Origin of the sequence: Metaplanococcus flavidus (genome assembly GCF_042675885.1) — a bacterium.
GTDB classification, from domain to species: Bacteria; Bacillota; Bacilli; order Bacillales_A; family Planococcaceae; genus Planococcus; species Planococcus flavidus.
In genome coordinates this window covers 195,073-220,782 of record NZ_JBHTKI010000007.1, presented here as the reverse complement: position 1 = coordinate 220,782, position 25,710 = coordinate 195,073, and the positions used below count along the sequence as shown (strand labels likewise).

General features: G+C 45.2%; 25 protein-coding genes. 21 read left to right on the top strand and 4 right to left on the bottom strand.

Annotated elements, in window-relative coordinates; translation table 11 throughout:
- Window positions 1-102: 102 nt before the first annotated feature.
- Window positions 103-420: a hypothetical protein gene (locus ACFQ1X_RS04975; protein ID WP_144840123.1), complete on the bottom strand. Its 318-nt coding sequence runs from the start codon at window positions 418-420 to the stop codon at window positions 103-105.
- 48 nt (window positions 421-468) lie between these two features.
- Window positions 469-885 (bottom strand): hypothetical protein, encoded by a 417-nt coding sequence (locus tag ACFQ1X_RS04970; RefSeq protein WP_144840124.1) that lies wholly within the window; start codon window positions 883-885, stop codon window positions 469-471.
- Between the two features lie 722 nt (window positions 886-1,607).
- Here ACFQ1X_RS04970 and ACFQ1X_RS04965 point away from each other — a divergent pair.
- The 3 genes from ACFQ1X_RS04965 to ACFQ1X_RS04955 all read left to right on the top strand — a co-directional run bounded on the left by ACFQ1X_RS04965 (window position 1,608) and on the right by ACFQ1X_RS04955 (window position 5,157).
- Window positions 1,608-2,246, top strand: a complete 639-nt coding sequence (locus ACFQ1X_RS04965) for a helix-hairpin-helix domain-containing protein (protein WP_144840125.1) — start codon at window positions 1,608-1,610, stop codon at window positions 2,244-2,246.
- Window positions 2,247-2,308: 62 nt separating this feature from the next.
- Window positions 2,309-2,884 (top strand): ComE operon protein 2, encoded by a 576-nt coding sequence (locus ACFQ1X_RS04960; RefSeq protein ID WP_144840126.1) that lies wholly within the window; start codon window positions 2,309-2,311, stop codon window positions 2,882-2,884.
- 131 nt (window positions 2,885-3,015) lie between these two features.
- Window positions 3,016-5,157: a DNA internalization-related competence protein ComEC/Rec2 gene (locus ACFQ1X_RS04955; RefSeq protein ID WP_379081595.1), complete on the top strand. Its 2,142-nt coding sequence runs from the start codon at window positions 3,016-3,018 to the stop codon at window positions 5,155-5,157.
- Between the two features lie 37 nt (window positions 5,158-5,194).
- On the opposite strand, the gene ACFQ1X_RS04950 is transcribed toward ACFQ1X_RS04955, so the two are convergent.
- A complete protein-coding gene (locus tag ACFQ1X_RS04950) occupies window positions 5,195-5,329 on the bottom strand; it encodes a YqzM family protein (RefSeq protein WP_144840127.1) in 135 nt (44 codons plus the stop codon).
- A gap of 155 nt (window positions 5,330-5,484) precedes the next feature.
- Here ACFQ1X_RS04950 and holA point away from each other — a divergent pair, with 155 nt between their 5' ends.
- The gene (gene holA / locus ACFQ1X_RS04945) at window positions 5,485-6,507 is read left to right on the top strand and encodes a DNA polymerase III subunit delta (RefSeq protein ID WP_144840128.1); all 1,023 of its coding nucleotides are present in this window, start codon (window positions 5,485-5,487) and stop codon (window positions 6,505-6,507) included.
- Window positions 6,508-6,858: 351 nt separating this feature from the next.
- On the opposite strand, the gene rpsT is transcribed toward holA, so the two are convergent.
- Complete coding sequence (rpsT, locus tag ACFQ1X_RS04940; RefSeq protein WP_144840129.1) at window positions 6,859-7,107, bottom strand: 30S ribosomal protein S20; 249 nt, start codon at window positions 7,105-7,107, stop codon at window positions 6,859-6,861.
- A 217-nt stretch (window positions 7,108-7,324) separates the two neighbouring features.
- On the opposite strand from rpsT, the gene lepA reads away from it, so the two are divergent.
- The 17 genes from lepA to ACFQ1X_RS04855 all read left to right on the top strand — a co-directional run bounded on the left by lepA (window position 7,325) and on the right by ACFQ1X_RS04855 (window position 25,699).
- Entirely contained in the window at window positions 7,325-9,154 is a 1,830-nt protein-coding gene (lepA, locus tag ACFQ1X_RS04935; RefSeq protein WP_144840130.1) for a translation elongation factor 4, read from the top strand.
- 57 nt (window positions 9,155-9,211) lie between these two features.
- A complete protein-coding gene (hemW, locus tag ACFQ1X_RS04930; protein WP_144840131.1) occupies window positions 9,212-10,351 on the top strand; it encodes a radical SAM family heme chaperone HemW in 1,140 nt (379 codons plus the stop codon).
- 462 nt (window positions 10,352-10,813) lie between these two features.
- Window positions 10,814-11,842 (top strand): heat-inducible transcriptional repressor HrcA, encoded by a 1,029-nt coding sequence (gene hrcA, locus ACFQ1X_RS04925; RefSeq protein WP_144840132.1) that lies wholly within the window; start codon window positions 10,814-10,816, stop codon window positions 11,840-11,842.
- A gap of 75 nt (window positions 11,843-11,917) precedes the next feature.
- Window positions 11,918-12,538 (top strand): nucleotide exchange factor GrpE, encoded by a 621-nt coding sequence (gene grpE, locus ACFQ1X_RS04920; RefSeq protein WP_144840133.1) that lies wholly within the window; start codon window positions 11,918-11,920, stop codon window positions 12,536-12,538.
- A gap of 21 nt (window positions 12,539-12,559) precedes the next feature.
- Window positions 12,560-14,398: a molecular chaperone DnaK gene (gene dnaK / locus ACFQ1X_RS04915; RefSeq protein WP_144840134.1), complete on the top strand. Its 1,839-nt coding sequence runs from the start codon at window positions 12,560-12,562 to the stop codon at window positions 14,396-14,398.
- A 113-nt stretch (window positions 14,399-14,511) separates the two neighbouring features.
- Window positions 14,512-15,621 carry a molecular chaperone DnaJ gene (gene dnaJ / locus ACFQ1X_RS04910; RefSeq protein ID WP_144840135.1) on the top strand — a complete coding sequence of 370 codons (1,110 nt, stop codon included), beginning with the start codon at window positions 14,512-14,514 and terminating at the stop codon, window positions 15,619-15,621.
- A 15-nt stretch (window positions 15,622-15,636) separates the two neighbouring features.
- On the top strand, window positions 15,637-16,578 hold the full coding sequence (prmA, locus tag ACFQ1X_RS04905; RefSeq protein WP_144840136.1) for a 50S ribosomal protein L11 methyltransferase: 942 nt from the start codon (window positions 15,637-15,639) through the stop codon (window positions 16,576-16,578).
- A 13-nt stretch (window positions 16,579-16,591) separates the two neighbouring features.
- Window positions 16,592-17,329, top strand: coding sequence for a 16S rRNA (uracil(1498)-N(3))-methyltransferase (locus tag ACFQ1X_RS04900; RefSeq protein ID WP_144840137.1), 738 nt, complete (start codon window positions 16,592-16,594; stop codon window positions 17,327-17,329).
- A gap of 67 nt (window positions 17,330-17,396) precedes the next feature.
- The gene (deoC, locus tag ACFQ1X_RS04895) at window positions 17,397-18,065 is read left to right on the top strand and encodes a deoxyribose-phosphate aldolase (RefSeq protein ID WP_144840138.1); all 669 of its coding nucleotides are present in this window, start codon (window positions 17,397-17,399) and stop codon (window positions 18,063-18,065) included.
- A gap of 94 nt (window positions 18,066-18,159) precedes the next feature.
- Window positions 18,160-18,333 carry a 30S ribosomal protein S21 gene (gene rpsU / locus ACFQ1X_RS04890; protein WP_112232367.1) on the top strand — a complete coding sequence of 58 codons (174 nt, stop codon included), beginning with the start codon at window positions 18,160-18,162 and terminating at the stop codon, window positions 18,331-18,333.
- A 251-nt stretch (window positions 18,334-18,584) separates the two neighbouring features.
- Window positions 18,585-19,913: an NfeD family protein gene (locus tag ACFQ1X_RS04885; RefSeq protein WP_144840139.1), complete on the top strand. Its 1,329-nt coding sequence runs from the start codon at window positions 18,585-18,587 to the stop codon at window positions 19,911-19,913.
- Complete coding sequence (floA, locus tag ACFQ1X_RS04880) at window positions 19,914-20,900, top strand: flotillin-like protein FloA (RefSeq protein WP_144840140.1); 987 nt, start codon at window positions 19,914-19,916, stop codon at window positions 20,898-20,900.
- Between the two features lie 30 nt (window positions 20,901-20,930).
- Window positions 20,931-21,410, top strand: coding sequence for a hypothetical protein (locus ACFQ1X_RS04875; protein WP_144840141.1), 480 nt, complete (start codon window positions 20,931-20,933; stop codon window positions 21,408-21,410).
- A 228-nt stretch (window positions 21,411-21,638) separates the two neighbouring features.
- Complete coding sequence (locus ACFQ1X_RS04870) at window positions 21,639-22,598, top strand: PhoH family protein (RefSeq protein ID WP_144840142.1); 960 nt, start codon at window positions 21,639-21,641, stop codon at window positions 22,596-22,598.
- A gap of 121 nt (window positions 22,599-22,719) precedes the next feature.
- A complete protein-coding gene (locus tag ACFQ1X_RS04865; RefSeq protein WP_144840143.1) occupies window positions 22,720-24,861 on the top strand; it encodes an HD family phosphohydrolase in 2,142 nt (713 codons plus the stop codon).
- A 15-nt stretch (window positions 24,862-24,876) separates the two neighbouring features.
- Window positions 24,877-25,359: an rRNA maturation RNase YbeY gene (ybeY, locus tag ACFQ1X_RS04860; RefSeq protein WP_144840144.1), complete on the top strand. Its 483-nt coding sequence runs from the start codon at window positions 24,877-24,879 to the stop codon at window positions 25,357-25,359.
- Window positions 25,346-25,699, top strand: a complete 354-nt coding sequence (locus tag ACFQ1X_RS04855; protein ID WP_144840216.1) for a diacylglycerol kinase family protein — start codon at window positions 25,346-25,348, stop codon at window positions 25,697-25,699. The genes ybeY and ACFQ1X_RS04855 overlap by 14 nt, the downstream gene beginning before the upstream one ends.
- Window positions 25,700-25,710 lie beyond the last annotated feature (11 nt).

Genomic DNA, 25,710 nt, shown 5'->3' with positions numbered 1-25,710 from the left:
CCGCCAAGCACGCCGCTTTAGCAGCTGCCTAAATTTAAAAAACGGAAAAAATGATCCGAAAAATCGTCTGCACTTTTTAAAAGGGCGATTTATGAAATTGATTCAATTAGATTGAGAATAATCAAATTCTAAAATGTTATCTTCGGGAAGACCTTTGTAATCTTTTACGACACTTCCATCAGGTATAAAAATAGTCATAAGAATCGTTTCGTCAGCCAACGCTTCAGAATTATCACCTGTATACTCTGCCATTATAATTGCGACATCTTCATTTTCGGAATTAATAGGCCCTTCTTCAATTTGAATTTCTCCATCCCAATTGTCGCTCGTAGAAGTCAATGAATAATTCTGTGTTTCATCGCTACTGCAACCCATCAACACCATAACCAATAGTAAGATTAATACACTTAACTTTTTCATTTTTTTGTGCCCCCTTTATACTATTATACTTATAATTCCTTTTTTAGGCTATAATCCCCTAAGATTTCTAAGACACATTTGATTTGAAATAAAAATAGCACCGCCGATCCGCGAATTGGGGTAAGAAGTAGTAATTCGATCATCTTCATAGGAAGTGAGGAAATTAAATTGCTCATCGGGATATTTCGTTTCGAAATTTCTCTCGCCTTCTTTTTTCACTCTATATTCGCTGAAAAAGTTTGTGAGTTCTTGAAGCGATTCTTGGTCTGTGACAATGCCATTAAATTCAAGGTCTACGTATTCCTCGGTTCCGTCGGCGAAACGAAATTCTACTATTTCCTCTGCATCTAATACTTCAACTAAATCTTTCTCTCGATAATCGTTCCATCTCAAGAAACTAAAAACAAGCAAACCGATAATAATTAGTGCTAATAAATAACCATATTTCTTTTTAATGTTAATCAACCCCCATTTCTTATGTCTTACATACAGCAACACGTTACTTAATTTATATTACTACTTTAATTATAACTAAGTTTTGAATTAAACCTTTTTAATAAAAAAACATCCCGACGCGGAAACTCTGAATTACCAGAATTTCTCACGAAATGGGGTGCGAGTTTGGTTCTAATTGCTGTGCGAATTGTATATCGTTTTTAGTTGTTATTTTGTGTTTTGTACTTCAAAACGGAACCCGTTACATTTATGGTGGTTTTTTGATTTAAAAGATCTATATTTTTTTAAGTTTAACAAAAAAGTCTTGATACATCGCTTCGGCGCTTTGGACAGTGCAAAGATTATGCTCCTGCGCACTGCTCGTCGCAAAGTTGGCGCCGCAAGTTCATGGCGCACCTTGCCTCCCACAATAAGCCGAGAAGAGCACTCGTCTTATTGCTCCGGCCAGTCCGGAGCCGCACCTTTGCTGAGAAAACTCACTACAGATATGGAGCAAAACAGCGAAGACGCCCAGGGGGCCAAGCGAAGTGCTGAGATCCACTCGGGCGAAGTGAAACGAGACCTAGTTAGCTCAGCGCAAGCCCCCAGGCAAGCGCAGCTGTTTTGCGGAATATCGGCTATTAAAAATGATTAGTTCAACTTATATAGATAGACAACCGATTACAATAAATGTATAATTCAGACAGCTTCATTTTATTGCTTCCCGCCGGAAAGAGGGATGCACACTGACAATGCAACAGATTTTCAGTAAATACAGCAGACTGTTGATCCCCGCTGCAGTCATCTCCTTGCTGGCGCTTTATTTTTTATTTCCCCATGGTGAGTCCGATGAAATCGTAACGGCACCATCTGATCTGATAGAAGCTGAACCCCCTCAGCCGAGTGAAACCCCAACCATTATCAACGAACCGGAAACAGAACCCGGAAATATTCTCATAGAAATAAAAGGCCAGGTGAATGCACCGGGTGTATTTGAAATGCCTGCGGATTCAAGGCTGCATGACGCAATTGACCTGGCAGGCGGACTGCTGCCGGAAGCAGATGACCTGTCGCTCAATATGGCCATGAAATTAACGGATGAAATGAGTGTCTATGTCCCGAAAATGGGGGAAACGGCGGTTACCACTCCGGTGATAACGCAGTCGCCAGGAGGCACGGAAGCAGCCGGTTCAGGCGGCACTGTGAACATCAATACCGCGGATGAAGCGGGCCTGACAACGCTCAACGGCATCGGACCATCGAAAGCAGCAGCCATAATTGCACACCGGGAAGAACACGGGCCATTTGCTTCAATTGAAGCATTGAAGGATGTCACCGGCATAGGTGATAAGACCTTCGAAAATTTGAAAGATGCGATTTCAGTCAACTGATTGTTGACGTCTTTTCCACCTCTGATAAACTGAAATTGACAGTAAAAGCGGGGGGCAATTAAATGAAGCGAATAACTTGGGACCAATTTTTCATGGCACAAAGCCATTTACTGGCGCTCAGAAGCACTTGTACGCGTTTGGCAGTGGGAGCGACCATCGTACGCGACCGGAGAATTATTGCAGGAGGCTATAATGGTTCGATTTCCGGTGGCGATCATTGCATCGATAAAGGCTGTTATGTGGTCGACGGCCATTGTGTGCGGACCATCCATGCGGAAATGAACGCATTGCTGCAATGTTCGAAATACGGTGTCAGTGTAAACGGCGCCGATATGTACGTCAGCCATTTCCCGTGTCTGCAATGCACAAAATCAATCATACAGGCTGGAATTTCCCGTTTGTATTATGCAGCCGATTATAAAAATCATGAATATGCAATCGAGCTGTTGGAACAGGCGGGTGTTGAAGTGGTACAAGTTATTTTTGATGAACGCCAGATTGACTTTTTGGGCGTCGAAAAAGCTGCTCTTTATATGGAATTGCTGGAGAAGCTGCGTGAAAAAGGCGGGAGCGATGAAGAGTTGGCTCATTATAATGAGCGGGTGAAGGAATTATTCGGAGAAGAAATAAAAGTTTAAGCCGCAATACGGCGATTTATCTTGCCGCAGCAGTGGCAATCTGTACAATAGCAGCGCATGATGCACCTGGGAATCTCGTGTTCATTGCGCTGCTTTTTCTATGGATGCTTTGGAAGAGGGAAAAGTCCGGTATGTTTATGTCGATTCTGCTGGTTGCGGCTGGGATATTCATTGTCCAGGACATCCGCCATGCAGCACTACCGGAATACTCGGGTCAATACGATGGCCAGGCTGAATTTCAGGAAGGCTTTAAAATTGATGGCGACTCAGTGAGAGGTTTTCTGAGACTCGAAGACGGCGGATTGGTTTATGCCAATTATCGTTTTGCAACACCGCAAGAAAAAGAGGAAAAAGAAGGATTCGTCCGAAATTCCGTGTGGAGGGTATCGGGAATTTTTGAAGAACCGGCTGAAGCGGCGCACGACTACTCCTTCGATATGAAAAACTATCTCAAAGATAATGGAGCGTCGTCAGTTTTGTCACTTCAAATGATGGAATTTCAAAATATGACCGAAGGATTTGCTGCAGCATTATCCAATAGAAGAGAAAATCTGAAACAGCATATCCGGACAAGTTTTCCGCCCGCTTTAACAGCAGAAGCCGAAGCGCTATTGATCGGTGAACGGAAAAGCATCTCCACTGAACAGCAGCGGATTCAGCAAACGCTCGGCATTTCGCATCTTTTTGCAATCTCCGGACTCCACGTTGGAATTATCAGCGGTCTCCTGTATTTATTGATGCTGCGATGCGGCATCCGAAAAGAAACGGCAATGATTCTGCTATTGATGATTTTGCCTTTATATGCATTTATGGCAGGGGGTGCACCTTCTGTTTGGCGGGCGGTCAGCATGACGGCGGCGGTTCTGGTGCTGAAGCTCTTTCGGGTCCGGATTCCGATTGCAACTATTCTGCTGCTGAGTTTTATTTTCTTTATCACAATAAATCCCTATATCATCTATAAAATCGGTTTTCAGTTGTCATATGGCGCGAGCTTCGGCATCATCTATTCATTAAAGTTGCTTGAGACCGCAAAATCGCCCGTTCGAAAGGGCTTGCTGATCACTTTCATATCTCAGTTTACTTTATACCCGATCCTGCTGTTTCATTTTTTCGGCTTGTCGATATCATCTTTTGCAGTAAACAGCCTTTTTGTGCCTCTTTATACGCTGTTGATCCTGCCGATGAATCTTTTATTGCTGGCCCTGACTTTATTGTTCCAACCGGCTGCAGATTTCGTCTTCTTCTTTTATGAGCCGTTTCGGACTTTTGTGGAGCACTGGACCATCTGGCTGGCAGAATGGCCACATCAGATGTGGATTCCTGGAAAACCGGATGGAGTTTTTTTAGGTTTGATGATTGCAGGAATAATCCTGTTTTACAGTTTGGTGGAGAAGGGCTTTCGCTGGTGGAAAATTGCCATCGGAGTTGTGCCGGCCATTGTCTTCGCCGCGCTTCCTTATTTTGACGGCTCGTTAAAGGTGACAATCATTGATGTGGGGCAGGGGGACAGCGCATTAATCCAATTGCCTTACCGGAAAGGCGTGTACCTCATCGACACGGGAGGAGTGCTGCGGTTCGGCAGGGAAGGATTCAGTGACCGAGACAGGCCGTTTGAAATCGGGCGCCAGATTGTGGCCCCTTATTTACATGGCAACGGCATTACCAGGATCGATAAAATGATTCTGAGCCATCCCGACGCCGACCACGCAGAAGGAGCAGATGAAATTCTCCAGCTGTTCGATGTAACAGAACTGCATCTGTCTCCTGGATCCCAAAATTCGGAGATCATGAAAGAACTGGAAGCGGACTTGGATGACACGGTAATCAGGTTGCCGGGACAAGGCAGCCAATGGCAGAGCGAAGAAATCAGTTTTACCTATCTAAGTCCGGATGACGGGAATTATGAAGGAAATAATGATTCTCTCGTTCTGCTCATGGAGTATGACGGATTTAAATTGCTGTTTACCGGAGATTTGGAGACGGATGGGGAAAATGAAATATTGGGGTTATATGGAGAGCAGCTTGCGGATATTACCTTGTTGAAAGTGGGCCATCATGGAAGCAAGACCTCGAGCGGAGATGCTTTTCTGACGAAACTCCGACCCGAATTGTCGATTTTTTCTGCCGGCAAAGACAATCGATATGGCCATCCGGCACAAGAAGTCGTAAAAAGATTTGAGACGCTGGCTTTGCCCACACTCAGTACAGCAGAACAGGGGACGATCGAAATCATTTTTCAGGACGGCATTTACACTGTAAACACATCCAAATAAAAAAAGGTTTCGGCTTGACAGCCGAAACCTCATTGAATTAAAGTGCTACGTATTGTACAACTGCGGCGATAATAAAGATAGTTGCGAAGAACACGAATGATACCACAAATCCCATACCGGCATCGATGGCGTCGTTCCGCTTCGATTGTACATTATTTTCAAATTCATTCATGGCTATCCCTCCTAATTCACTCTAATTATAAGCTAGTGCAATAGAAAAATCTACATTGAACTTCATTTATGCGGCTGAAATTAAGTGGCGTCACAGAAAAGACAAATCCCACAAAATGTCCAAAATCCGCTATAGTAGAGACAGGAGGCGGTAACGTGATCACTTCAATCTGGAAATCCATACGCAGCGGTCACATCGACCCTGTATATGTCATTATAGGCACCGAAAGTTATTTCATCGAAAAAACATTGGATCTATTGAAATCCTCCATGACTCAGGCGGGAGAACTCGAATTGTCATTCTTCGATCTCGATGAGGTCCCGGTTGATCATGTCATCGACGAGGCGGATACATTTCCGTTTTTCAGCGACCGGAAATTGATTATCGCAAAAAATGCTTCATTTCTGAAAGCGGCTGAACGCGGCAAAGAAAAGATCAACCACGATTTGAAAACACTGGAGTCCTGGCTGGAAAATCCGCCATCAAGTTCAGTCACCATTTTCGTGGCACCTTATGAAAAATTGGATGAACGAAAAAAAATCGTCAAATCAATCAAGCAGCATGCCGTTACGATCGAAGCCAAAGCACTTCAGGCAAACGATCTGGAATCGTGGCTTGCACAGGAAGCAAAATCTTTCGGCAAGGGGATCAACCGGAATGCTGTCCGGAAATTAGTCGAGATGGCGGGAACCAATCTGACCTTATTGTCCTCAGAAATTGAAAAGATGTCCCTTTTCCTCGGAGCAGAAGGGGAAATTACCGAAGAGCTGGTTGAAAGGATGACCGCCCGTACACTCGAACAGGACGCTTTTAAAATGCTGCAGGCTTATCTCGACGGCAATGTCAGCACCGCACTCAGCGTCTATTACGACCTGCTCCGGCAAAAAGAGGAACCTGTCGCACTCGCTGCGCTGCTTGCTTCGCAGATCCGCTTCATGGTGCATGTTTATTACCTGCAGAAAAAAGGCTATCATGCGCAACAAATTTCCAAACAATTAAAAGCCCATCCGTATCGCGTGAAACTTTTGGTCGAAAAGCGCCAGCCCTTTTCGGAGCAGCGACTGCTCGAAGTGCTTGGCGACCTGGCCGATATCGACCTCCAACTCAAAACAGTCAGCGGAAACCGGGAACGCGTCCTGGAATTCTTTCTGATGAAAAGAGCCGTGAAGAAGGCCTGACGTGTTTTTGGAAGTTTTGCGGAATATAGGTTAAGAAGTTATAAAGGTTGAATTAATGAATACGATAATTATACCGTTTTGATGCTATGGACGAGGGCAAAGATTATGCTCCTGAGGCGCGCCTTTACGGAGAGAAATCTCTAGAGATATGGAGTAAAATAGCGCAGACGCCCAGGGGACCAAGCGAAGTGCTGAGATCCACTTGGGCGAAGTGAAACGAGACCGAGTCAGCTCAGCGCGAGCCCCCAGGCAAGCGAAGCTATTTTACGGAATATCGGTTATAAATATTTTAATTTTCAACAACGAAAAAAAGCCGGCTCCTTTGAAGAAAGGAACCGGCTTTTCACATGTTTACGCTTGTTTCATCAAGCGAGATTTTTGGCGGGCTGCAGTATTTTTGTGGATTAAGCCTTTTGAAGCCGCTTTTTCCACTTGTTTAATCGCAACTTTAACCGAAGCGCTGGCGTTTTCGTCTTTGTTAGTCAAAGCCTGCTCAGCTTTTTTCAAAGATGAACGCATTGCTGATTTAGCTTTCGTGTTTTGAGCGTTTTTAGACTCATTCGTTCTCACACGTTTGATCGCAGATTTAATGTTTGGCATATCTTTCACCTCCTAGACAAATAGGAAAAGAGATGGGAACACCTCAACTCTTTAATGTCTCTATACAACATGAGTTATTTTATCAAACAGGGAGAAGGAATGCAATAGATACGTGCAAAGAAGTTTGCCTTTACAGTGAAATGAATTCTAGTGCATTCATTGCTCAATGGCTGGGGTACTGCTATAATTCATAGTAGTTTGTATAGGAGTGTGGACCATGAACCAAGAACAGAGATTAGCGCGTCAAAGCAAAATACGTAACTTTTCCATCATCGCACATATCGATCATGGGAAATCGACGCTTGCCGACCGCATACTGGAACGAACAAACGCCCTGACCGCAAGGGAAATGAAAGAGCAGCTGCTGGACTCCATGGATTTGGAACGCGAACGCGGCATTACTATTAAATTGAACGCTGTCCAATTGAATTACACAGCGAAAGACGGCGAAACTTATATCATGCATTTAATCGATACGCCAGGCCATGTCGATTTCACTTATGAAGTTTCACGCAGCCTTGCTGCCTGTGAAGGCGCAGTGCTGGTTGTCGATGCTGCACAAGGCATTGAAGCGCAAACTTTGGCGAATGTTTATCTGGCTCTCGACAACGACCTCGAGATCCTGCCGGTCATCAATAAAATCGATTTGCCTGCAGCTGATCCTGAACGGGTTCGCCAGGAAGTGGAAGAAGTTATCGGACTTGATGCTTCTGAAGCTGTGCTTGCTTCTGCGAAAGCGGGAATCGGCATCGAAGAGATTCTGGAACAGATTGTTGCAAAAGTTCCAGCCCCTACCGGAGATCCCGGCGCACCATTAAAAGCGATGATTTTCGACTCTCTTTATGATCCGTACCGCGGAATCGTTTCTTATGTCAGAATCGTCGAAGGCACAGTCAAGCCTGGCGACAAGATCAAAATGATGTCCAGCGATAAAGAGTTTGAAGTAATTGAGGCGGGTGTTTTCACACCAAGAGCAACGCTTCGTGAAGAATTGACTGTCGGTGATGTTGGATTCCTGACAGCCGCCATTAAGAATGTCGGCGATGCACCGGTCGGCGACACGATTACGCTGGCCAGAAACCCTGCAGCTGAAGCATTGCCAGGATACCGCCGCATGAACCCGATGGTGTATTGCGGACTTTATCCGATTGATACCTCGAAATACAATGACCTTCGGGATGCACTTGAAAAACTGGAATTGAATGACGCAGCCCTTCAATTTGAACCGGAATCGTCCCAGGCGCTCGGTTTTGGCTATCGCTGCGGATTCCTCGGATTATTGCACATGGAAATTGTCCAGGAGCGCATAGAGCGTGAATTTAATATCGATTTGATCACAACTGCACCAAGTGTTATCTACAATGTCCATATGACAGATGATGAAGTGCTGAAAATCGATAACCCGGCGATGATGCCGGATGCACAAAAGATCAGTTATGTGGAAGAACCATATGTCAAAGCGACAATTATGGTGCCGAATGATTACGTCGGGGCAGTAATGGAAATCTGCCAGAAAAAACGCGGTAATTTCCTGACAATGGATTATTTGGATAATTCGCGTGTCAGCATCATTTATGAACTGCCACTGGCGGAAATCGTCTACGATTTCTTCGACCAGTTGAAATCAGGGACAAAAGGATATGCTTCATTTGATTATGAATTGATCGGCTATAAGGAATCGAAACTTGTGAAGATGGATATTTTGTTGAACGCGGAGCAAGTGGATGCGCTGAGCTTTATTGTTCACCGCGATTTTGCTTACGAACGCGGTAAGGTTATCGTCGACAAATTAAAATCTCTGATTCCGAGACAGCAATTCGAAGTACCGATCCAGGCTGCAATTGGACAAAAAATCGTTGCCCGCCAGACAATCAGCGCAATGCGCAAGAATGTCCTCGCGAAATGCTATGGCGGCGACATTTCCCGGAAACGGAAATTGCTTGATAAGCAAAAAGAAGGTAAGAAACGCATGAAGCAAGTTGGTAATGTTGAAGTGCCGCAGGAAGCGTTCATGGCCATATTGAAAATGGACGACCAATCAAAATAAGCAAAAGGAGGAGGCGGTGTTTCAGCCTCCTTTTCCTATTAGAAAAGAGGAATATCAATGGTTAAGGGTTTATATATCCATATTCCATTTTGTCACCAGATCTGTTTTTATTGTGACTTCAATAAAGTCTTTTTCAAGGACCAGCCGGTGGATGCCTATATCGATTCCCTGGGGAAAGAACTTTCTTTATGGAAGCAGCAAGGTGCACTCGAAGTGCCGATGGAAACGATTTTCCTTGGCGGAGGCACACCAACCTCTCTTGAACCGCAGCAACTCGAAAAATTGTTGGGTTATATCCACGAATTTGTTCCGATGGCAGATAATTTGGAATGGACCTCTGAAGCCAACCCCGATGAATTGACTTATGAAAAGATGGAGGTGCTGTTCAAAGGCGGAGTCAACCGCCTCAGCATGGGCGTTCAGTCTTTCGACGAAGATCTGCTGAAGCGGCTTGGCAGGACGCACAGCAATAACGATGTCGCAAGAGCTGTGGAAGATGCACGCAAAGTCGGGTTTACCGATCTGAGTTTTGACCTGATGTACGGTTTGCCAGGCCAGACGATGAAGCAATGGGAAGATACGCTCGAACAGGCTTTTGCTTTTGATCTTCCGCATTTTTCAGCCTATTCGCTGATCATCGAACCGAAAACGGTGTTTTATAATTTGATGACAAAAGGAAAATTGAATACGGTCACGGAAGATCTGGAAGCGGATATGTATGAAAAACTGATGGATGAAATGGAAAAACGGGGTATACTGCAATACGAAATTTCGAATTTCGCTCGTCCAGGTGCAGAGTCCCGCCATAATCTCCTGTATTGGGACAATGAAGAATACATCGGTGCCGGAGCAGGATCGCATGGCTACGTCCACGGCATCCGCTATTCAAACGCCGGACCATTGAAGAAATATATGGAACCGCTGGATGAAGGCAAGCGCCCGATACTGAACAGCCACGAAGTGCCACGGAAAGAACAGATGGAAGAAGAAATGTTTCTGGGACTCCGCAAAACAGCCGGCGTGTCGCTCTCACATTTCAACGACAAGTTCGGAATCGAAATGGAATCCGTCTACGGCGACATTTTGAATAAGGAAATCTCAAGTCAAAACCTGGTCATTGAAAACGGCAGAGTGAAGTTGACAAAACAAGGCCGCTTTATCGGCAATAATGTTTTTGAACAATTTTTGCTGGCTTAAAATAGATATAGTATAAGAGTCGATATTTCCTAGCAACCGATATTCCGCAAAACAGCTCGCTTGCGGGCCCACAGGATGTGGGTCATGCAGTCGGCGCGACAGGACGTCGCGGTGCCGACTGCCGGAGGCTCGCTCAAAACCCTTTGCTCCTGAATCGCTTCGCTGCTTCGTCGCAAAGAGTTGCCCTCGCAGGCTTCGTTCAATTCTTCGCTGTTTTGCTCCATATCTCTAGAGAATTCTTTTAGCGCCGGCGCGCCTCCGGACTAGCCGGAGTAATAAGACGAGTGGTTTTCTCGGCTTATTGCGGGAGGCTTGTCCAAAGCGCCGAAGCGTTGTATAAAATTAAAATATTTAAATTAAGTTTTATATAGATGCGCAATCGTTGACAAGGCAAATGGAATTTGGTAATTTTAGTGTAGTCTTAGCACTCGCCACATAAGAGTGCTAACAGAGGTGATGATCATGTTAACAGAACGGCAACTGCTCATTTTAAAAGTGACAGTGGATGATTACATTCAATCAGCGCAGCCGGTGGGATCAAACCAACTATCTAAAAAATCCGGTCTCTCATTCAGTTCCGCAACCATCCGGAACGAGATGGCCGATTTGGAAAGTATGGGATTTCTTGAAAAGACCCATACCTCTTCCGGCAGGATTCCTTCTGAGAGAGGCTACCGCTATTACGTCGACCATCTGCTGACGCCACGGCCGCTACCGAAAGAAGACATCATTCAATTGCGCTCTATTTTCGAAGATAAAATCAGCGAGACCGAAGAAGTGATCAAACGGTCCGCGATGATCCTTTCGGAATTGACCAATTACACTTCAATCTTGCTCGGACCGGATATAGAGCGGCATATCGTCAAGAATCTGTCGATTGTGCCGCTGTCTGCCATTTCAGCAGTGGCGATAATCGTGACGGATTCCGGCCATGTCGAGAACAGAATTTTTCCGATTCCGGAGGGGCTCAATCCTTCTGAAATCGAAAAAATGGTCAATATCCTAAACGAGCGCCTGGTGGGCGTTTCCCTGTACGATCTGCATTCGCGGCTGGAACAGGAAACGATGATGGTCATGAAGCAGCATTTGGAACGCTACGGAGAGTTATTTCAGACTTTCCGTCAGGCAGTCATTCTCCCGAGGGAAAAAAACGTCTACTACGGCGGCAAGCTGAATATCCTGAACCAGCCTGATTTTCACGATCTTCACAAGATCAGGAGCCTGATGGATGTTATGGAAGAAACGGAACACATTCCGATGATCATTCCAGTCGGCAACCAGGGTCTCCATATCCGGATCGGTTCAGAAAATGCACTTTCAGCAATGGAGGACTGCTCGGTTATAACGGTATCTTATGATATCGGTCAGGAACAGACCGGTTCAATCGCAATCGTCGGTCCGAAAAGGATGGATTATAAGCGAATCGTGTCTTTGCTGGATACTTTGAGCGGCGACCTTTCCAAAGAGCTGAATCGGACTTTCAAGAGTTAAGTAAGGAAAAGCGAGAGGCCCCGTTAAGCTGGGCCGCTGGAGTCTGGACAATATGAACAAAAGGAGGGAAATCATTTGTTTAACGAAAAAAAGCCTCTGACCAAAGAGGAAACTATCGCAGCAGACATCGAAGAATCTTCGGTTGAAGAGCAAACAGGTGATAACGATACCCTGAACGAAGAATCTGCAGCTGCAGAAAACAGCGCTGAGGAACAGGAAATAATAGAAGAAACCGAAGAATCTGAAGAAGATGTTATCGCCAGACTGCAAGATGAAGTGGAAGCGGAACAGAATAAATATCTTCGTCTTTTGGCTGATTATGATAACTTCAAACGACGTTCCCAGAAAGACAGGGAAATCGCATCTAAATTCCGTTCGCAGTCATTGCTGACGGATCTGCTTCCGGTATTGGATAACTTTGAACGCGCAATGGCGGTTGAAACGAAAAGTGACGATGCAGCCTCGATTATGAAAGGCGTCGATATGGTCCGGAAATCACTGCTGGAAGCGGTGAAACGTGAAGGGCTCGAAGAGATTCCAGCTGTCGGGGAGCCATTTGATCCAAATTTCCATCAGGCAGTCATGCAGGAAAAAGACGATAACGCGGAACCAGGCATTGTATTGCAGGAATTGCAAAAAGGTTACACTCTAAAAGGCCGAGTTTTACGCCCGGCAATGGTTAAAGTAAACGAATAATAGTTAATTGGAGGAATTTAAATGAGTAAAATTATTGGTATTGACTTAGGAACAACAAATTCAGCTGTAGCAATCTTAGAAGGCGGCGAACCGAAAATTATTCCGAATCCGGAAGGCAACCGCACAACACCATCCGTTGTGGCATTTAAAAACGGAGAACGCCAGGTCGGAGAAGTAGCTAAACGCCAATCAATCACGAATCCGAATACTATCCAGTCTATTAAACGTTTGATGGGAACACAGGAAAAGGTTTCTGCTGAAGGCAAAGAATATACGCCTCAGGAAGTTTCTGCCATGATCCTGCAATACATTAAAGGCTATGCAGAAGAATATCTTGGTGAAAAAGTGACTAAAGCGGTAATTACAGTTCCTGCTTATTTCAATGACGCAGAGCGCCAGGCTACAAAAGATGCAGGACGTATCGCAGGTCTTGAAGTAGAGCGTATCATTAACGAGCCAACTGCTGCAGCACTTGCATATGGCCTTGATAAAACGGAAACAGATGAAACGATCCTGGTCTATGACCTTGGTGGCGGTACGTTTGACGTATCCATCCTTGAACTTGGCGATGGCGTTTTCGAAGTAAAATCCACTGCAGGCGATAACCGTCTTGGCGGAGATGATTTCGATAAATTGATCATCGATTATCTGGTACAGGAATTCAAAAAAGATAACGGAATTGACCTTTCCAAAGATAAAATGGCAACACAACGCCTGAAAGATGCAGCGGAAAAAGCGAAAAAAGATCTTTCCGGAGTATCTTCAACTCAGATTTCATTACCGTTCATCACTGCCGGCGAATCTGGACCGCTTCACCTTGAAGTGACTATGAGCCGCGCGAAATTTGATGAACTGACTTCATCATTGGTGGAACGCACAATGGGGCCAACTCGTCAGGCATTAAAAGATGCTGGAATTTCAGCTTCAGAACTTGACCGCGTAATTCTAGTAGGTGGATCAACTCGTATCCCTGCTGTACAGGAAGCGGTTAAGAAAGAAACAGGAAAAGATCCTCATAAAGGCGTAAACCCTGATGAAGTTGTTGCTATGGGCGCAGCTGTTCAAGGCGGAGTCTTGACTGGTGACGTCAAAGATGTAGTTCTTCTGGATGTAACGCCATTATCACTGGGTATCGAAACGATGGGCGGCGTATTCACTAAATTGATCGAACGCAATACGACGATCCCAACTTCGAAATCACAAACATTCTCAACTGCAGCTGACAACCAGCCGGCTGTTGATATCCATGTTCTTCAAGGGGAGCGTCCAATGGCAGCAGCCAATAAAACGCTTGGCCGTTTCCAATTGGCTGATATTCCACCGGCACCGCGCGGCGTACCGCAAATTGAAGTATCATTCGATATTGATAAAAATGGTATCGTAAGCGTTAAAGCAAAAGACCTTGGAACGCAGAAAGAACAGACGATCACGATCCAGTCCAATACTTCATTGACTGATGATGAGATCGAACGCATGATCAAAGAAGCGGAAGAAAATGCTGAAGCGGATGCGAAAGTGAAAGAAGAAGTTGAACTTCGCAATGAAGCGGATCAGGCAGTCTTCCAGACTGATAAAACAATCGCTGACTTAGGCGAAGTGGTAACTGAAGAAGAGAAAACACAAGCTGAAGAAGCGCGTGATGAACTGAAGGCTGCTCTTGAAAGCGACAGCACAGACGATATCCGCGAGAAGAAAGAGAAGTTGAACGAAATCCTGCAGGCCCTGTCTATGAAAGCTTATGAACAGGCTGCAGCAGCTCAACAGGCAGCTGAAGGCGACACAGAAGGTGCAGCCGGCGAAAACGACGATATCGTTGATGCAGATTTTGAAGAAGTCAACGACGATTCAGACAAGAAATAAGAAAGACCGGAAAAAGTCAAAGCAAAGCAACATGCTTTGGCTTTTTCAATGTCTTTGCAAGCTCAATTAATAGCGTGTACAATAACAGGTGATTGTTAGAGGGAGAGTGACATATGAATAAGCGAGATTATTATGAGGTGCTTGGTGTTTCCAAAACGGCATCCAAGGAAGAAATCAAAAAAGCGTACCGTAAACTGTCAAAAGAATTTCATCCGGATATCAATAAGGATGCGAATGCATCCGAGAAGTTCCAGGAAGTTAAAGATGCTTATGAAGTATTGAGTGACGAGCAGAAACGTGCACAATACGACCAGTTCGGCCACCAGGATCCGAATCAGGGCTTCGGCGGCGGAGCAGAAGGTTTTGGATTCGAAGACATTTTCAGCACATTCTTTGGCGGTGGAACGAGACGCCGCGATCCGAATGCGCCGAGAAAAGGGGAAGACCTCCAGTATTCCATGCCGATCGATTTCATGGACGCAGTATTCGGGCAAGAGACGGAAGTTGAAATCCCTAAAGAAGAAAATTGCGATACATGTGACGGTTCCGGCGCAAAACCGGGCACTAAGAAAAAGACATGTCCATACTGTGAAGGAACTGGCCAGCTGAACGTGACTCAGGACACGCCATTCGGCCGTATGGTCAATCGCAGAGCCTGCCATCATTGTGAAGGAACTGGCCAGATTATCGAAGAAAAATGCCAAACGTGCAAAGGCGCAGGCAAAGTGCGCAAAGTTAAGAAAATCAAAGTCAGTATTCCAGCCGGAGTCGACGATGGCCAGCAATTGCGCGTCAGCGGGCAAGGCGCACCAGGATACAACGGAGGGCCACCAGGAGACCTATATGTCGTTTTCCGCGTAAAACCGCATAAGGAATTCCAGCGTGAAGGCGATGACATCTATCTTGAATTGGCATTAACTTATCCGCAGGCAGCTCTAGGCGATGATATCGAAGTTCCTACTGTCCACGGAAAAGTGAAATTGAAAATCCCTGCAGGAACCCAGAGTGGCGCACGTTTCCGTTTGAAAGGAAAAGGTGTTAAAAATGTCCACGGCTATGGCACGGGAGACCAGCATGTTATTATTAAAGTGAAAACTCCGACCAAACTCAATGAAAAGCAGCGTCAATTGCTCAGAGAGTTTGCGGAAATCAGTGGAGATATTCCGGAAGAACAGGCAAGTTCATTATTCGATAAAATCAAACGAACCATCAAAGGCGATTAAAGGAGCTGTTTGCACGTGAAATGGTCAGAACTATCCATCCATACGACAAACGAAGCGATTGAATCCGTTTCGAATATCCTGCACGAAGCTGGCGCAAGTGGCGTTGTGATTGAAGACTCGGAAGATCTGCTGAAAGAACGGGAAGATCAATTCGGAGAGATCTGGTCTTTAAATGCGGATGACTTTCCAAAGGATGGCGTAATTCTGAAAGCCTATTTGCCGGTAAACAGTTTTCTTGGCGAAACAGTCGAAGCGATAAAACTGGCTGTCAGTAATCTAGTCACCTATGACATCAACATCGGCGCCAATGTGGTGACAATCAGCGAAGTGAATGAGGAAGAATGGGCTACTGCCTGGAAGAAATATTACCATCCGGTCAAGATTTCTCAGCGCTTTACGATTGTGCCGACGTGGGAAACCTACAATCCGGTATCGAGTGATGAACTCATCATCGAGTTGGATCCGGGTATGGCGTTCGGAACCGGCACTCACCCGACGACAGTGATGAGCCTGCAAGCTCTGGAAAAAACGGTCAAAAAAGGCCAGCGAGTCATCGATATCGGAACCGGTTCAGGCGTCTTGGCAATTGGCGCCGCATTGCTTGGGGCAAAGTCTGTTCATGCACTCGATTTGGATGATATTGCGGTCAAAGCTGCCGGCATCAATGTGAAACTCAATAGAGTACAGGACCGTGTAACAGTCGCGGGCGGCAATCTGGTCGATACGATTGAAGAGCCGGGGGATGTCGTTGTAGCTAATATTCTGGCTGAAATCATCATTTCCTTTACAAATGACGCTTACCAGGTTGTGAAGCCGGGAGGGCATTATATTACATCCGGCATAATTTCAGCTAAGAAAAAAGACGTCAGGGAAGCGCTTGAGAAATCCGGTTTTGTAATAGAAGATATTATGATGATGGAAGATTGGGTAACAATCATTTCTAAAAAACCTGAATGAACGGGGTGCAACGATGCAGCGATATTTTATTGAAGGCAAAGTTCCCGAAAACCGTATAACTGAAATTACTGGCGATGATGCAAAGCACATCGCCAAAGTTATGCGTCAAACTGTTGGCGATCGGTTGATAGCGGTTATGGATGGCAAAGCTTTTGAAGCGACAATCGTTGCTGCTGAGCGGGATATTGAAGTTCGACTCGACAGGGAAATGGAGTCTGATGTGGAAATGCCGAAGCAGGTCACGATTGCCTGTGGATTGCCCAAAGGCGATAAATTGGATCTCATCACCCAAAAAAGCACTGAACTAGGCATGTTTGCATTGCTTCCTTTTGCGGCCGAACGATCAATCGTCAAATGGGATGCGGCAAAAAGCGATAAGAAAATATCAAGGCTGCAAAAGATTGCCAAAGAAGCGGCAGAACAATCACACCGGACCCATATTCCTGAAATACATAATGTCCACAGTTTCAAGCAATTGATGGAAGCTGCAAATTCCTTTGACGCTGTAATCGTGGCTTACGAAAAAGAGGCTCGGTCTTCAAGCCCGGCGCGGTTTGCCGATATTTTGAAAACATTGTATGATAAAAGTTCGATACTGATTGTTTTCGGACCTGAAGGCGGAATTTCAGAAAATGAAGCAGCCAGCCTGAAGCAAGCGGGGGCACTGTTCACTTCACTTGGACCACGCATCCTGCGTACGGAAACGGCACCATTTTATGCATTGTCCGCAATGTCCTATGAATTTGAATAAGTTCAGGAAAGAATGGGAATGCACGCATTTCAAAAATAAAATCAAAATTAAAGAATGGAGCATTTACATGACAAACATTGCATCTTATATCGACCATACTTTATTGAAACCGGAATCTACTAAAGAACAGGTTATCCAGCTTTGCAAGGAAGCAGCGGAATATGAATTTGCTTCTGTCTGCGTCAATCCTTCGTATGTGGCAACTGCTGCTGCGGAACTGACTGACAGCAAAGTGAAAGTGTGCACCGTCATCGGCTTTCCTCTTGGAGCATCGACTTCTGAAACGAAAGCTTTTGAAACAACTGACGCCATCAATAAAGGCGCAGAAGAAATTGACATGGTTGTCAATATAGGCGCAATCAAATCCGGCAACAGCGAGCTTGTAAAGAATGACATCCAGGCGGTTGTCGAAGCTGCTAAAGGCAAAGCCATCGTAAAAGTGATCATTGAAACGAGCCTCTTAACAGACGAGGAAAAAGTATTGGCTTCAAGGCTGTCAAAAGAAGCGGGTGCAGATTTCGTCAAAACATCAACCGGCTTTTCAACTGGCGGCGCTACAGTCGAAGATGTTAAATTGATGCGTGAAACTGTAGGACCTGAACTCGGTGTCAAAGCTTCCGGCGGAGTCAGAAGCCTGGAAGATGTTCAGTCGATGATAGATGCGGGCGCAAGCCGCATCGGTGCAAGTTCGGGAGTACAGATTGTACAGGGCTTGAAATCGGATTCCGATTATTAACTATTGACTCGGGTTTGAACATACGATATAATTTTTGGTATATAACACTTGTTGTTATTCGCTTCAACGTGTGTTCGGAGGGAGGGAAAAAGAGATGACAAAAACTAACGTTCGTAAAAACGAATCGATTGAAGATGCTCTTCGCCGCTTCAAACGCACTGTTTCTAAATCTGGAACAATGCAAGAGGTAAGAAAGCGCGAGTATTATGATAAGCCGTCCGTAAAACGCAAACTAAAATCAGAAGCTGCGCGTAAACGTAAATTTTAATTGACCTTACTTTTAAAATGAGACTTTTAAAAATATGAACGACCAGCTGAAACCGGCTGCACATCCAATGTGCAGCCGGTTTTTCTATATTATGGACAAATGGTGAAAACAAATGAATTCCGGGTATAACCGGAAAGCGCTTTCTTAGCTATTCCAAAATTTTAAATTTATAATTAAAGAAACACCGAATATGAAACCGATTACAATTTCATCCGTATATAAAGGAGCGGATTAGTAAAGGGGTGATTTTTATGAAAGGCATGAAAATCTTTACTGCTTTTATGTTGTTTGTTCTTGTATTGCTGTCGCTGATTCCGGTGCTGCACGCAGACAACCATTCCGTTTACATAATTCCGGTGGAAGCGGAAGTTGAAAGAGGTTTGCAGGCATTCATCGACAGAGGCATTGAAGAAGCGGAAGAAGCTGAAGCCGGCGCAATCATTTTTGAAATCGATACGCCGGGCGGTTTTGTCGATGCAGCAGATGGAATTGCACGCCTTCTGCAGGAAACCTCAATTCCGACTATCGCTTTTATCAACCAGGATGCCCTGTCAGCCGGCGTTTTTCTCGCATTGAATGCGGAGGAAATCTACATGCACCCTTCGGCAAGAATGGGAGCAGCGCAAGTCATCGATCAGTCTGGAAATGCGGCAGGTGACAAAGCGGACAGTGCATGGCGGTCATCCATGGCAAATGCTGCCGAAAGTTCAGATAGAGATCCGCAATTTGCGTTAGCTATGTCAGATGCATCAGTCGATCTCCCGGAATATAGAGCGGGAGAAGGCGAGCTGTTGACACTCAGAGCTGGCGAAGCGGAACAGGTTGGATATTCTGAAGGAACTGTGTCATCGATTGAAGAATTACTTGAATTGAAAGGCCTGGAAGACTCTGAACTGGTTTATGTCAATGAAACATTTTCTGAAAGTCTGGCCCGTTTTTTGACGAATCCGGTGGTCGTGCCCATACTGTTGAGTATTGCGATGCTCGGATTGTTGCTTGAAATGTTCACGCCCGGCATTGGAGTCCCCGCTTTTATCGGGTTCACTTCCCTGCTGCTGTTCTTCTATGGACACCTTGTGGCGGGGCTGGCCGGCTTTGAATCAGTAATTTTGCTGTTTCTCGGGCTCGGCTTGATGATTGCGGAATTTTTCGTTCCCGGCGGCGTGTTAGGGTTTCTTGGGATCGCTGCTGTACTTGGCAGTATCCTGTTGGCAGGCGGAGATTTACAAACCACTGCCGTCGCAGTGCTTATTGCAATGGTCGCAGCAACTCTAGGGATGGTGATATTAGTGAAATTCTTTGGCAAAAGGCTCCAATTATTCAAACGCATCATCTTATTGGATTCCACCGATACGAAAAGTGGGTATGTATCAACCGCCAATCGGCCGGAACTGATCGGCCAATTGGCACTTACCGCTACAGAATTGCGCCCATCCGGCACTATAATCTTCGGGGACGAAAGAATTGATGCGGTTTCCGAAGGTCGCTACATTGGGCGGGGCAAAAATGTTAAAATTATTAAGGTAGAAGGTTCAAGGATTGTCGTCCGCGAACTGGAAGAAAAAGAGGAGGAAGAATAAATGGGATTAGAAGCAATATATTTAGGGGCAGCCATAATCGGTATAATCGTCATACTGGCAATATTCTTTACGTTTGTACCCGTAACATTATGGATTTCAGCGCTCGCAGCAGGTGTCAGAGTAAGTATTTTCACCTTGATCGGTATGCGTCTTCGCCGTGTTATCCCATCTCGTATCGTTAACCCGTTGATCAAAGCTTCCAAAGCCGGCTTATCGGTTCAAATCAACCAACTGGAAAGCCATTATCTTGCAGGCGGTAACGTTGACCGTGTAGTAAACGCATTGATTGCGGCACATCGTGCGAATATTGAACTGCCTTTCGAACGTGCAGCTGCGATTGATCTTGCAGGACGTGACGTTCTGGAAGCTGTGCAGATGTCGGTAAACCCGAAAGTTATTGAAACACCATTTATCGCCGGTGTGGCGATGGATGGCATCGAAGTGAAAGCGAAAGCCCGTATTACAGTACGTGCCAACATTGACCGTTTAGTCGGTGGTGCTGGTGAAGAAACAATCGTTGCACGTGTTGGTGAAGGTATTGTCTCTACACTGGGTTCAAGCACAAGCCATAAAAAAGTTCTTGAAAATCCTGATTTAATTTCACAGACTGTTTTGGGCAAAGGCCTTGACTCCGGAACAGCTTTCGAAATTCTTTCCATTGATATTGCGGATGTTGATATCGGTAAAAACATCGGTGCTGAATTGCAGACTGAGCAAGCGGAAGCAGACAAGAAAATCGCTCAGGCCAAAGCTGAAGAACGCCGTGCAATGGCTGTAGCCAGCGAACAGGAAATGAAAGCTAAAGTTGTGGAAATGAGAGCTAAAGTTGTTGAAGCTGAAGCTGAAGTTCCACTTGCAATGTCTGAAGCTCTCCGTTCGGGGAACATCGGCGTTATGGATTACGTAAACTATAAAAATGTACAGGCTGATACAGGCATGCGCGATTCGATTGCTAAAACAAGTACGCCTGAGTCTAATGAAGAATAAAAGCAATGATCCAAAGAGGAGGTTTGTCCCATGGAACCACTCATATTTGCCCTTATCATAATGGCGGTAAGCGCGTTTTTCAGCAATAAAAAGAAAGGCGAAGAACGTTCTTCGTCCGGTGGCTCGGGAGAAAAGAAACAAAGTCCATCCGGCCGCGCCCAGGGTGGATTCAAACGCATGGAAGATTACGCCAAAGAGGTTTATGGTGAGTTCCAGACGCAGATGAATCCGGAAACAGATAAAAAGACACAGGCAACAAAAGCGGCAAAAGAAGTGGCCGAGAGATATACGAAAAGCAGACCTGGCCGTGAACGTGAAGTTGCGGCACCCGCAATTGAGCGGGTGGAGCGGGCGAGCGGCAGGCTGTCGGCTCATCAGAAGCCCGCCAGTGTTATTCGGAAGGAACCGGAGCCTGCAAAAAATTTATTTCCGCTCACACAAAACGATGCACAAAGAGGAATTATTTTAGCGGAAGTCTTCATGCCGCCAAAATCGAAAAGAAAGAAATAATTTGGCTTCGAATAGCTATAAAATCTGCCTGTGGAAGAATCGTGATTCTTTCCCAGGCTTTTTCTATGGCTTGAACTATTTAAATGAATTGGCTGACAAGAGTATTTTGTAATTTATCAACTCATAACAATATTATGTAAACAAAAGAGATACAATAATATTTTACAGCGATTCGTATTTAATGATAGAGTAAAATCAGAATAAATAATGTATACAAGGAGTGGCCGAATGACAAACAACGAATTATTGGAACTTCATGTGAAAGACCCGAATGAAGCGGTGCTTCTACTAGGCATATCAGATAATCATATGACATTGATTGAAGAAGCATTTGATATACAAATCCTTACACGCGGTGAAGTGATCAAGCTGTCAGGGACAGATGAAGGCAGAGAGACCGGAAAGTTATTAATAGAGCAATTACTGAAAGTGATCCGAAAAGGAATAAATATCGATCAGCGGGATATCGTTTCCGCTATTGAAATGGGTAAAGCGGGCACTATCGAATATTTCGCGGAATTATATGATGAGGAAGTTGCCAGAAATGCAGCAGGCAAAATCATCCGTGCGAAAACGATTGGCCAACGCCATTATATCCGTGCAATGCGCAATAAAGACCTGACATTCGCAATCGGACCGGCAGGAACCGGAAAAACGTACCTGGCTGTTGTCATGGCTGTCCAGGCACTGAAAAATGGCAATGTGAAACGTATAATTCTGACCCGTCCGGCTGTGGAGGCTGGAGAAAGCCTCGGTTTTTTGCCTGGTGACCTGAAAGAGAAAGTGGACCCGTATTTACGGCCATTGTATGATTCCATGCATGACGTACTCGGTGTTGAACAAACGAACCGGTTCATCGAACGGGGGACAATTGAAGTTGCGCCGCTCGCTTATATGCGTGGCCGAACACTGGATGAAGCATTTGTCATTCTTGACGAAGCCCAGAACACGACCAAAGCACAGATGAAAATGTTTTTGACACGCTTAGGTTTCGGATCGAAAATGATCATCACCGGAGATAAAACCCAAATAGATTTACCTCGGGGCGCTGAATCAGGTTTGATTGCTGCTGAAAAAATTCTGAAGAGTGTCAGCGGAATTCAGTTCATGTATCTGGAGAGTGGAGACGTTGTCCGCCATCCGCTGGTTTCCAAAATAATAGATGCTTATGAAGACCAGCCGACTTGAGGCTGGTTTTTTCATTAATAAAAAAAGCCCATTTATAGAATGACTGGAAATAATTCGGAATTAATCGTGAAATCTTTCATTGGAATTGTTATGATGTAAGTACTAAGAGCGGGGTGGTCAGATGGTCTCACGGATTCGGGCAATGATTGAAAAGACAGGTTTCAAAGTATTTTCACTGGCTATGATTGTTTTGATAGGCATTATATTTTATAGTTTCTATTACAGTTCAGTAAATGATGATGCATACAATGTCGAGCTGTTTCAATTATCTGAGGACACAATCCGGTCATCTAAAACAGTCGAAGATTCGGTGAAAACTGAACTTGAAAAACAGCGTGCCGCATCCGAACTTGCGCCGAGTTATAAATTCAATGATGAGCTGGCAGCCAATCAATCAGCCGTCATCGCTTCCTTATTCGAATATGTGGAAGACGCGAAAAATCTTGAAGCAGAGAATGATGGTGAAACGTCCGCAGAAGAAGAAACTGCCGATATGCAGGACATGCTGACAGAATTGCGTGAAACGACCCGATTGATGGAAACGAACGACAACGGATTAAGGCTGACGGATGATATGCTGCGGTCACTGCTGTCATTGCCTGAAGAACGTCTGGACACGGTTCAGCAGGAGATTGCCGGAATTGTTGAAGAAAATCTCAGCTCTCCTGTCCGTGAACAGGAGGTTGGCGCCAAGCGCAATGAAGTTGAACAATCGATCCTGAACAATGAGGAAATTCCAGCTTCCGTCCTTCAGGCTGCGGTGACAATCGGCCGGTTTGGCATACTTGCAAATGAAACGGTTGATGAAGAACTGACAGAAGCCCAATTGGAACAGGCCAGGGACAGTGTGGAACCGACTAAAATCCTGCAAGGACAGGTGCTTGTACAGGAAGGACAAGTGATAGACAGGGAAGTACACCGCCAGCTGGAGCTTGCGGGTATGACGGAAGATCAAACGGATCTGAAGCCCGCATTAGGCCTGTTATTATTTGTGCTGATTGCGATGGCCATCTTATGGATCATTACCCATCGTTCCCATGAAACGGAACAAAAAAAGACCATCGCTCTACTCGTCATGGCTGTGGTTATTATCATCAGCCTGACACTTATGAAACTTCTCAGTTTAGTAAATGGAAATTTTGACGTGGACATCACTTTCCTTTTTCCTACTGCTTTGGCGGGAATGATCGTCCGTATGCTGATCAATGAAAGAACTGCATTATTTGTAACCATCCTGATTGCTGCAAGTGCCGGAATTATGCTGCAGTACGATTATTCGCCAATTATGCAGATGGAAACAGTGCTTTACATTCTGTTTGGCGGACTAGCCGGTGTTTATCTGATCGAACGGGATGACCGCAGGGCAAGATTATTGCAGACCAGCCTTTTTGTAGCGATTGTCAATTCACTGTTTATCGGTTTTTACCTGTTGATTTCCCAGAGCCAATACGATATGGCAGAAGTGGGTTATTACTTTGCTGCTGCAGTGATTTCGGGATTATTGTCCGGTGCATTGACAATCGGATTGCTGCCATTTTTCGAATGGGCTTTCGGTTTGCTTTCTCCAATGCGGCTGATTGAACTTTCGAACCCGAATCATCCGCTGTTAAAGAAAATACTGACTGAAACTCCTGGTACTTATCATCATAGTGTAATGGTGGCCAATCTGGCGGACGCTTCATGCGAGGCGATCGGTGCAAACGGTTTACTGGCACGGGTCGGCTGCTATTATCATGACATAGGCAAAACAAAACGGCCGCAATATTTCATTGAAAACCAGGTGAATATCGCCAACCCGCACGACTCCCTGCCGCCTCAGAAGAGCCGCGACATCATTTTGTCCCACGGGGCGCAAGGTGCAGAAGTGCTGCGCAAACACAAAATGCCGAAAGAAATCATTGATATTGCGGATCAGCATCACGGAACGAGCCTTTTGAAATACTTCTATATGAAAGAAAAAGAAACGAACCCAGAAGTGCGGGAAGAGGATTACCGTTACGCCGGACCTAAACCGCAAACAAAAGAAAATGCTGTTATCATGGCAGCGGACAGTATTGAGGCGGCAGTCCGTTCGATGAAGGATCCGACTTCTGAAAAGATAAAAAAATTGGTGAATGCGATAATTGAAGATAAACTGAAGGATGGACAGTTTGATGAATGTGACCTGACGATGAAAGAACTGAAAACGATTAAGCATGTCATGTGTGAGACACTGAACGGTATTTTCCATTCAAGAATTGAATACCCGAAAGACGACGAATAAAAGGAGGTTTTCAAATTGTTAACAATCGATTTCATGGACGAAACCGAAACTTTGGCACAAAGCGATATTGAATTTGTCGAAAAAATTCTGCAGCATGCAGCTAAAAATGAGGAAATTGCTGACGCCGAAGTGTCAGTCAGTTTCGTCACAAATGACAGAATTCAGGAAATTAATCGTGATTACCGCGAAAAAGATCAGCCGACGGATGTCATCTCCTTTGCAATGGAAGAACGGGGAGAAGGAGAAGTGCTCATACAGGATTCTGCCGAACCGCGTGTACTCGGCGATATCATCATTTCGCTGGACCGGACGAAAGAACAGGCAACGGATTACGGGCATTCATTTGAACGTGAACTGGGCTTTCTGGCTGTCCACGGATTTCTGCACCTTCTCGGTTATGACCATATGAATGATCAGGAAGAAAAAAAGATGTTCGCCAAACAGGATGTGATTTTGAATTCACTTGGAATCACACGTGATGGCTATGAAAGCAATTAGGTTCCTTCGATCATTCGTTTTTGCTTTTGCCGGCATACGTGCAGCATTGCAGAGTGAACAGAATATCAGGTTTCATTTTACAGCGGCTGCCGCTGTGATCCTGGCCGGCCTGCTGACGGGCTTAGCGGCGGTGGAATGGCTCGTGCTCGTGCTGGTGATTGGCGGCATGCTGGCATTTGAAATGCTCAATTCTTCGATGGAGCGCATTGTCGACCTCGCTAGCCCGGATCTGCATCCTCTTGCCAAACAGGCAAAAGACATGGCAGCAGGCGGCGTTTTGGTATTTGCCATTGCAAGTGCTATAATTGGGTTACTAATATTTTTACCAAAATGGTTTTAATTTATATAGAG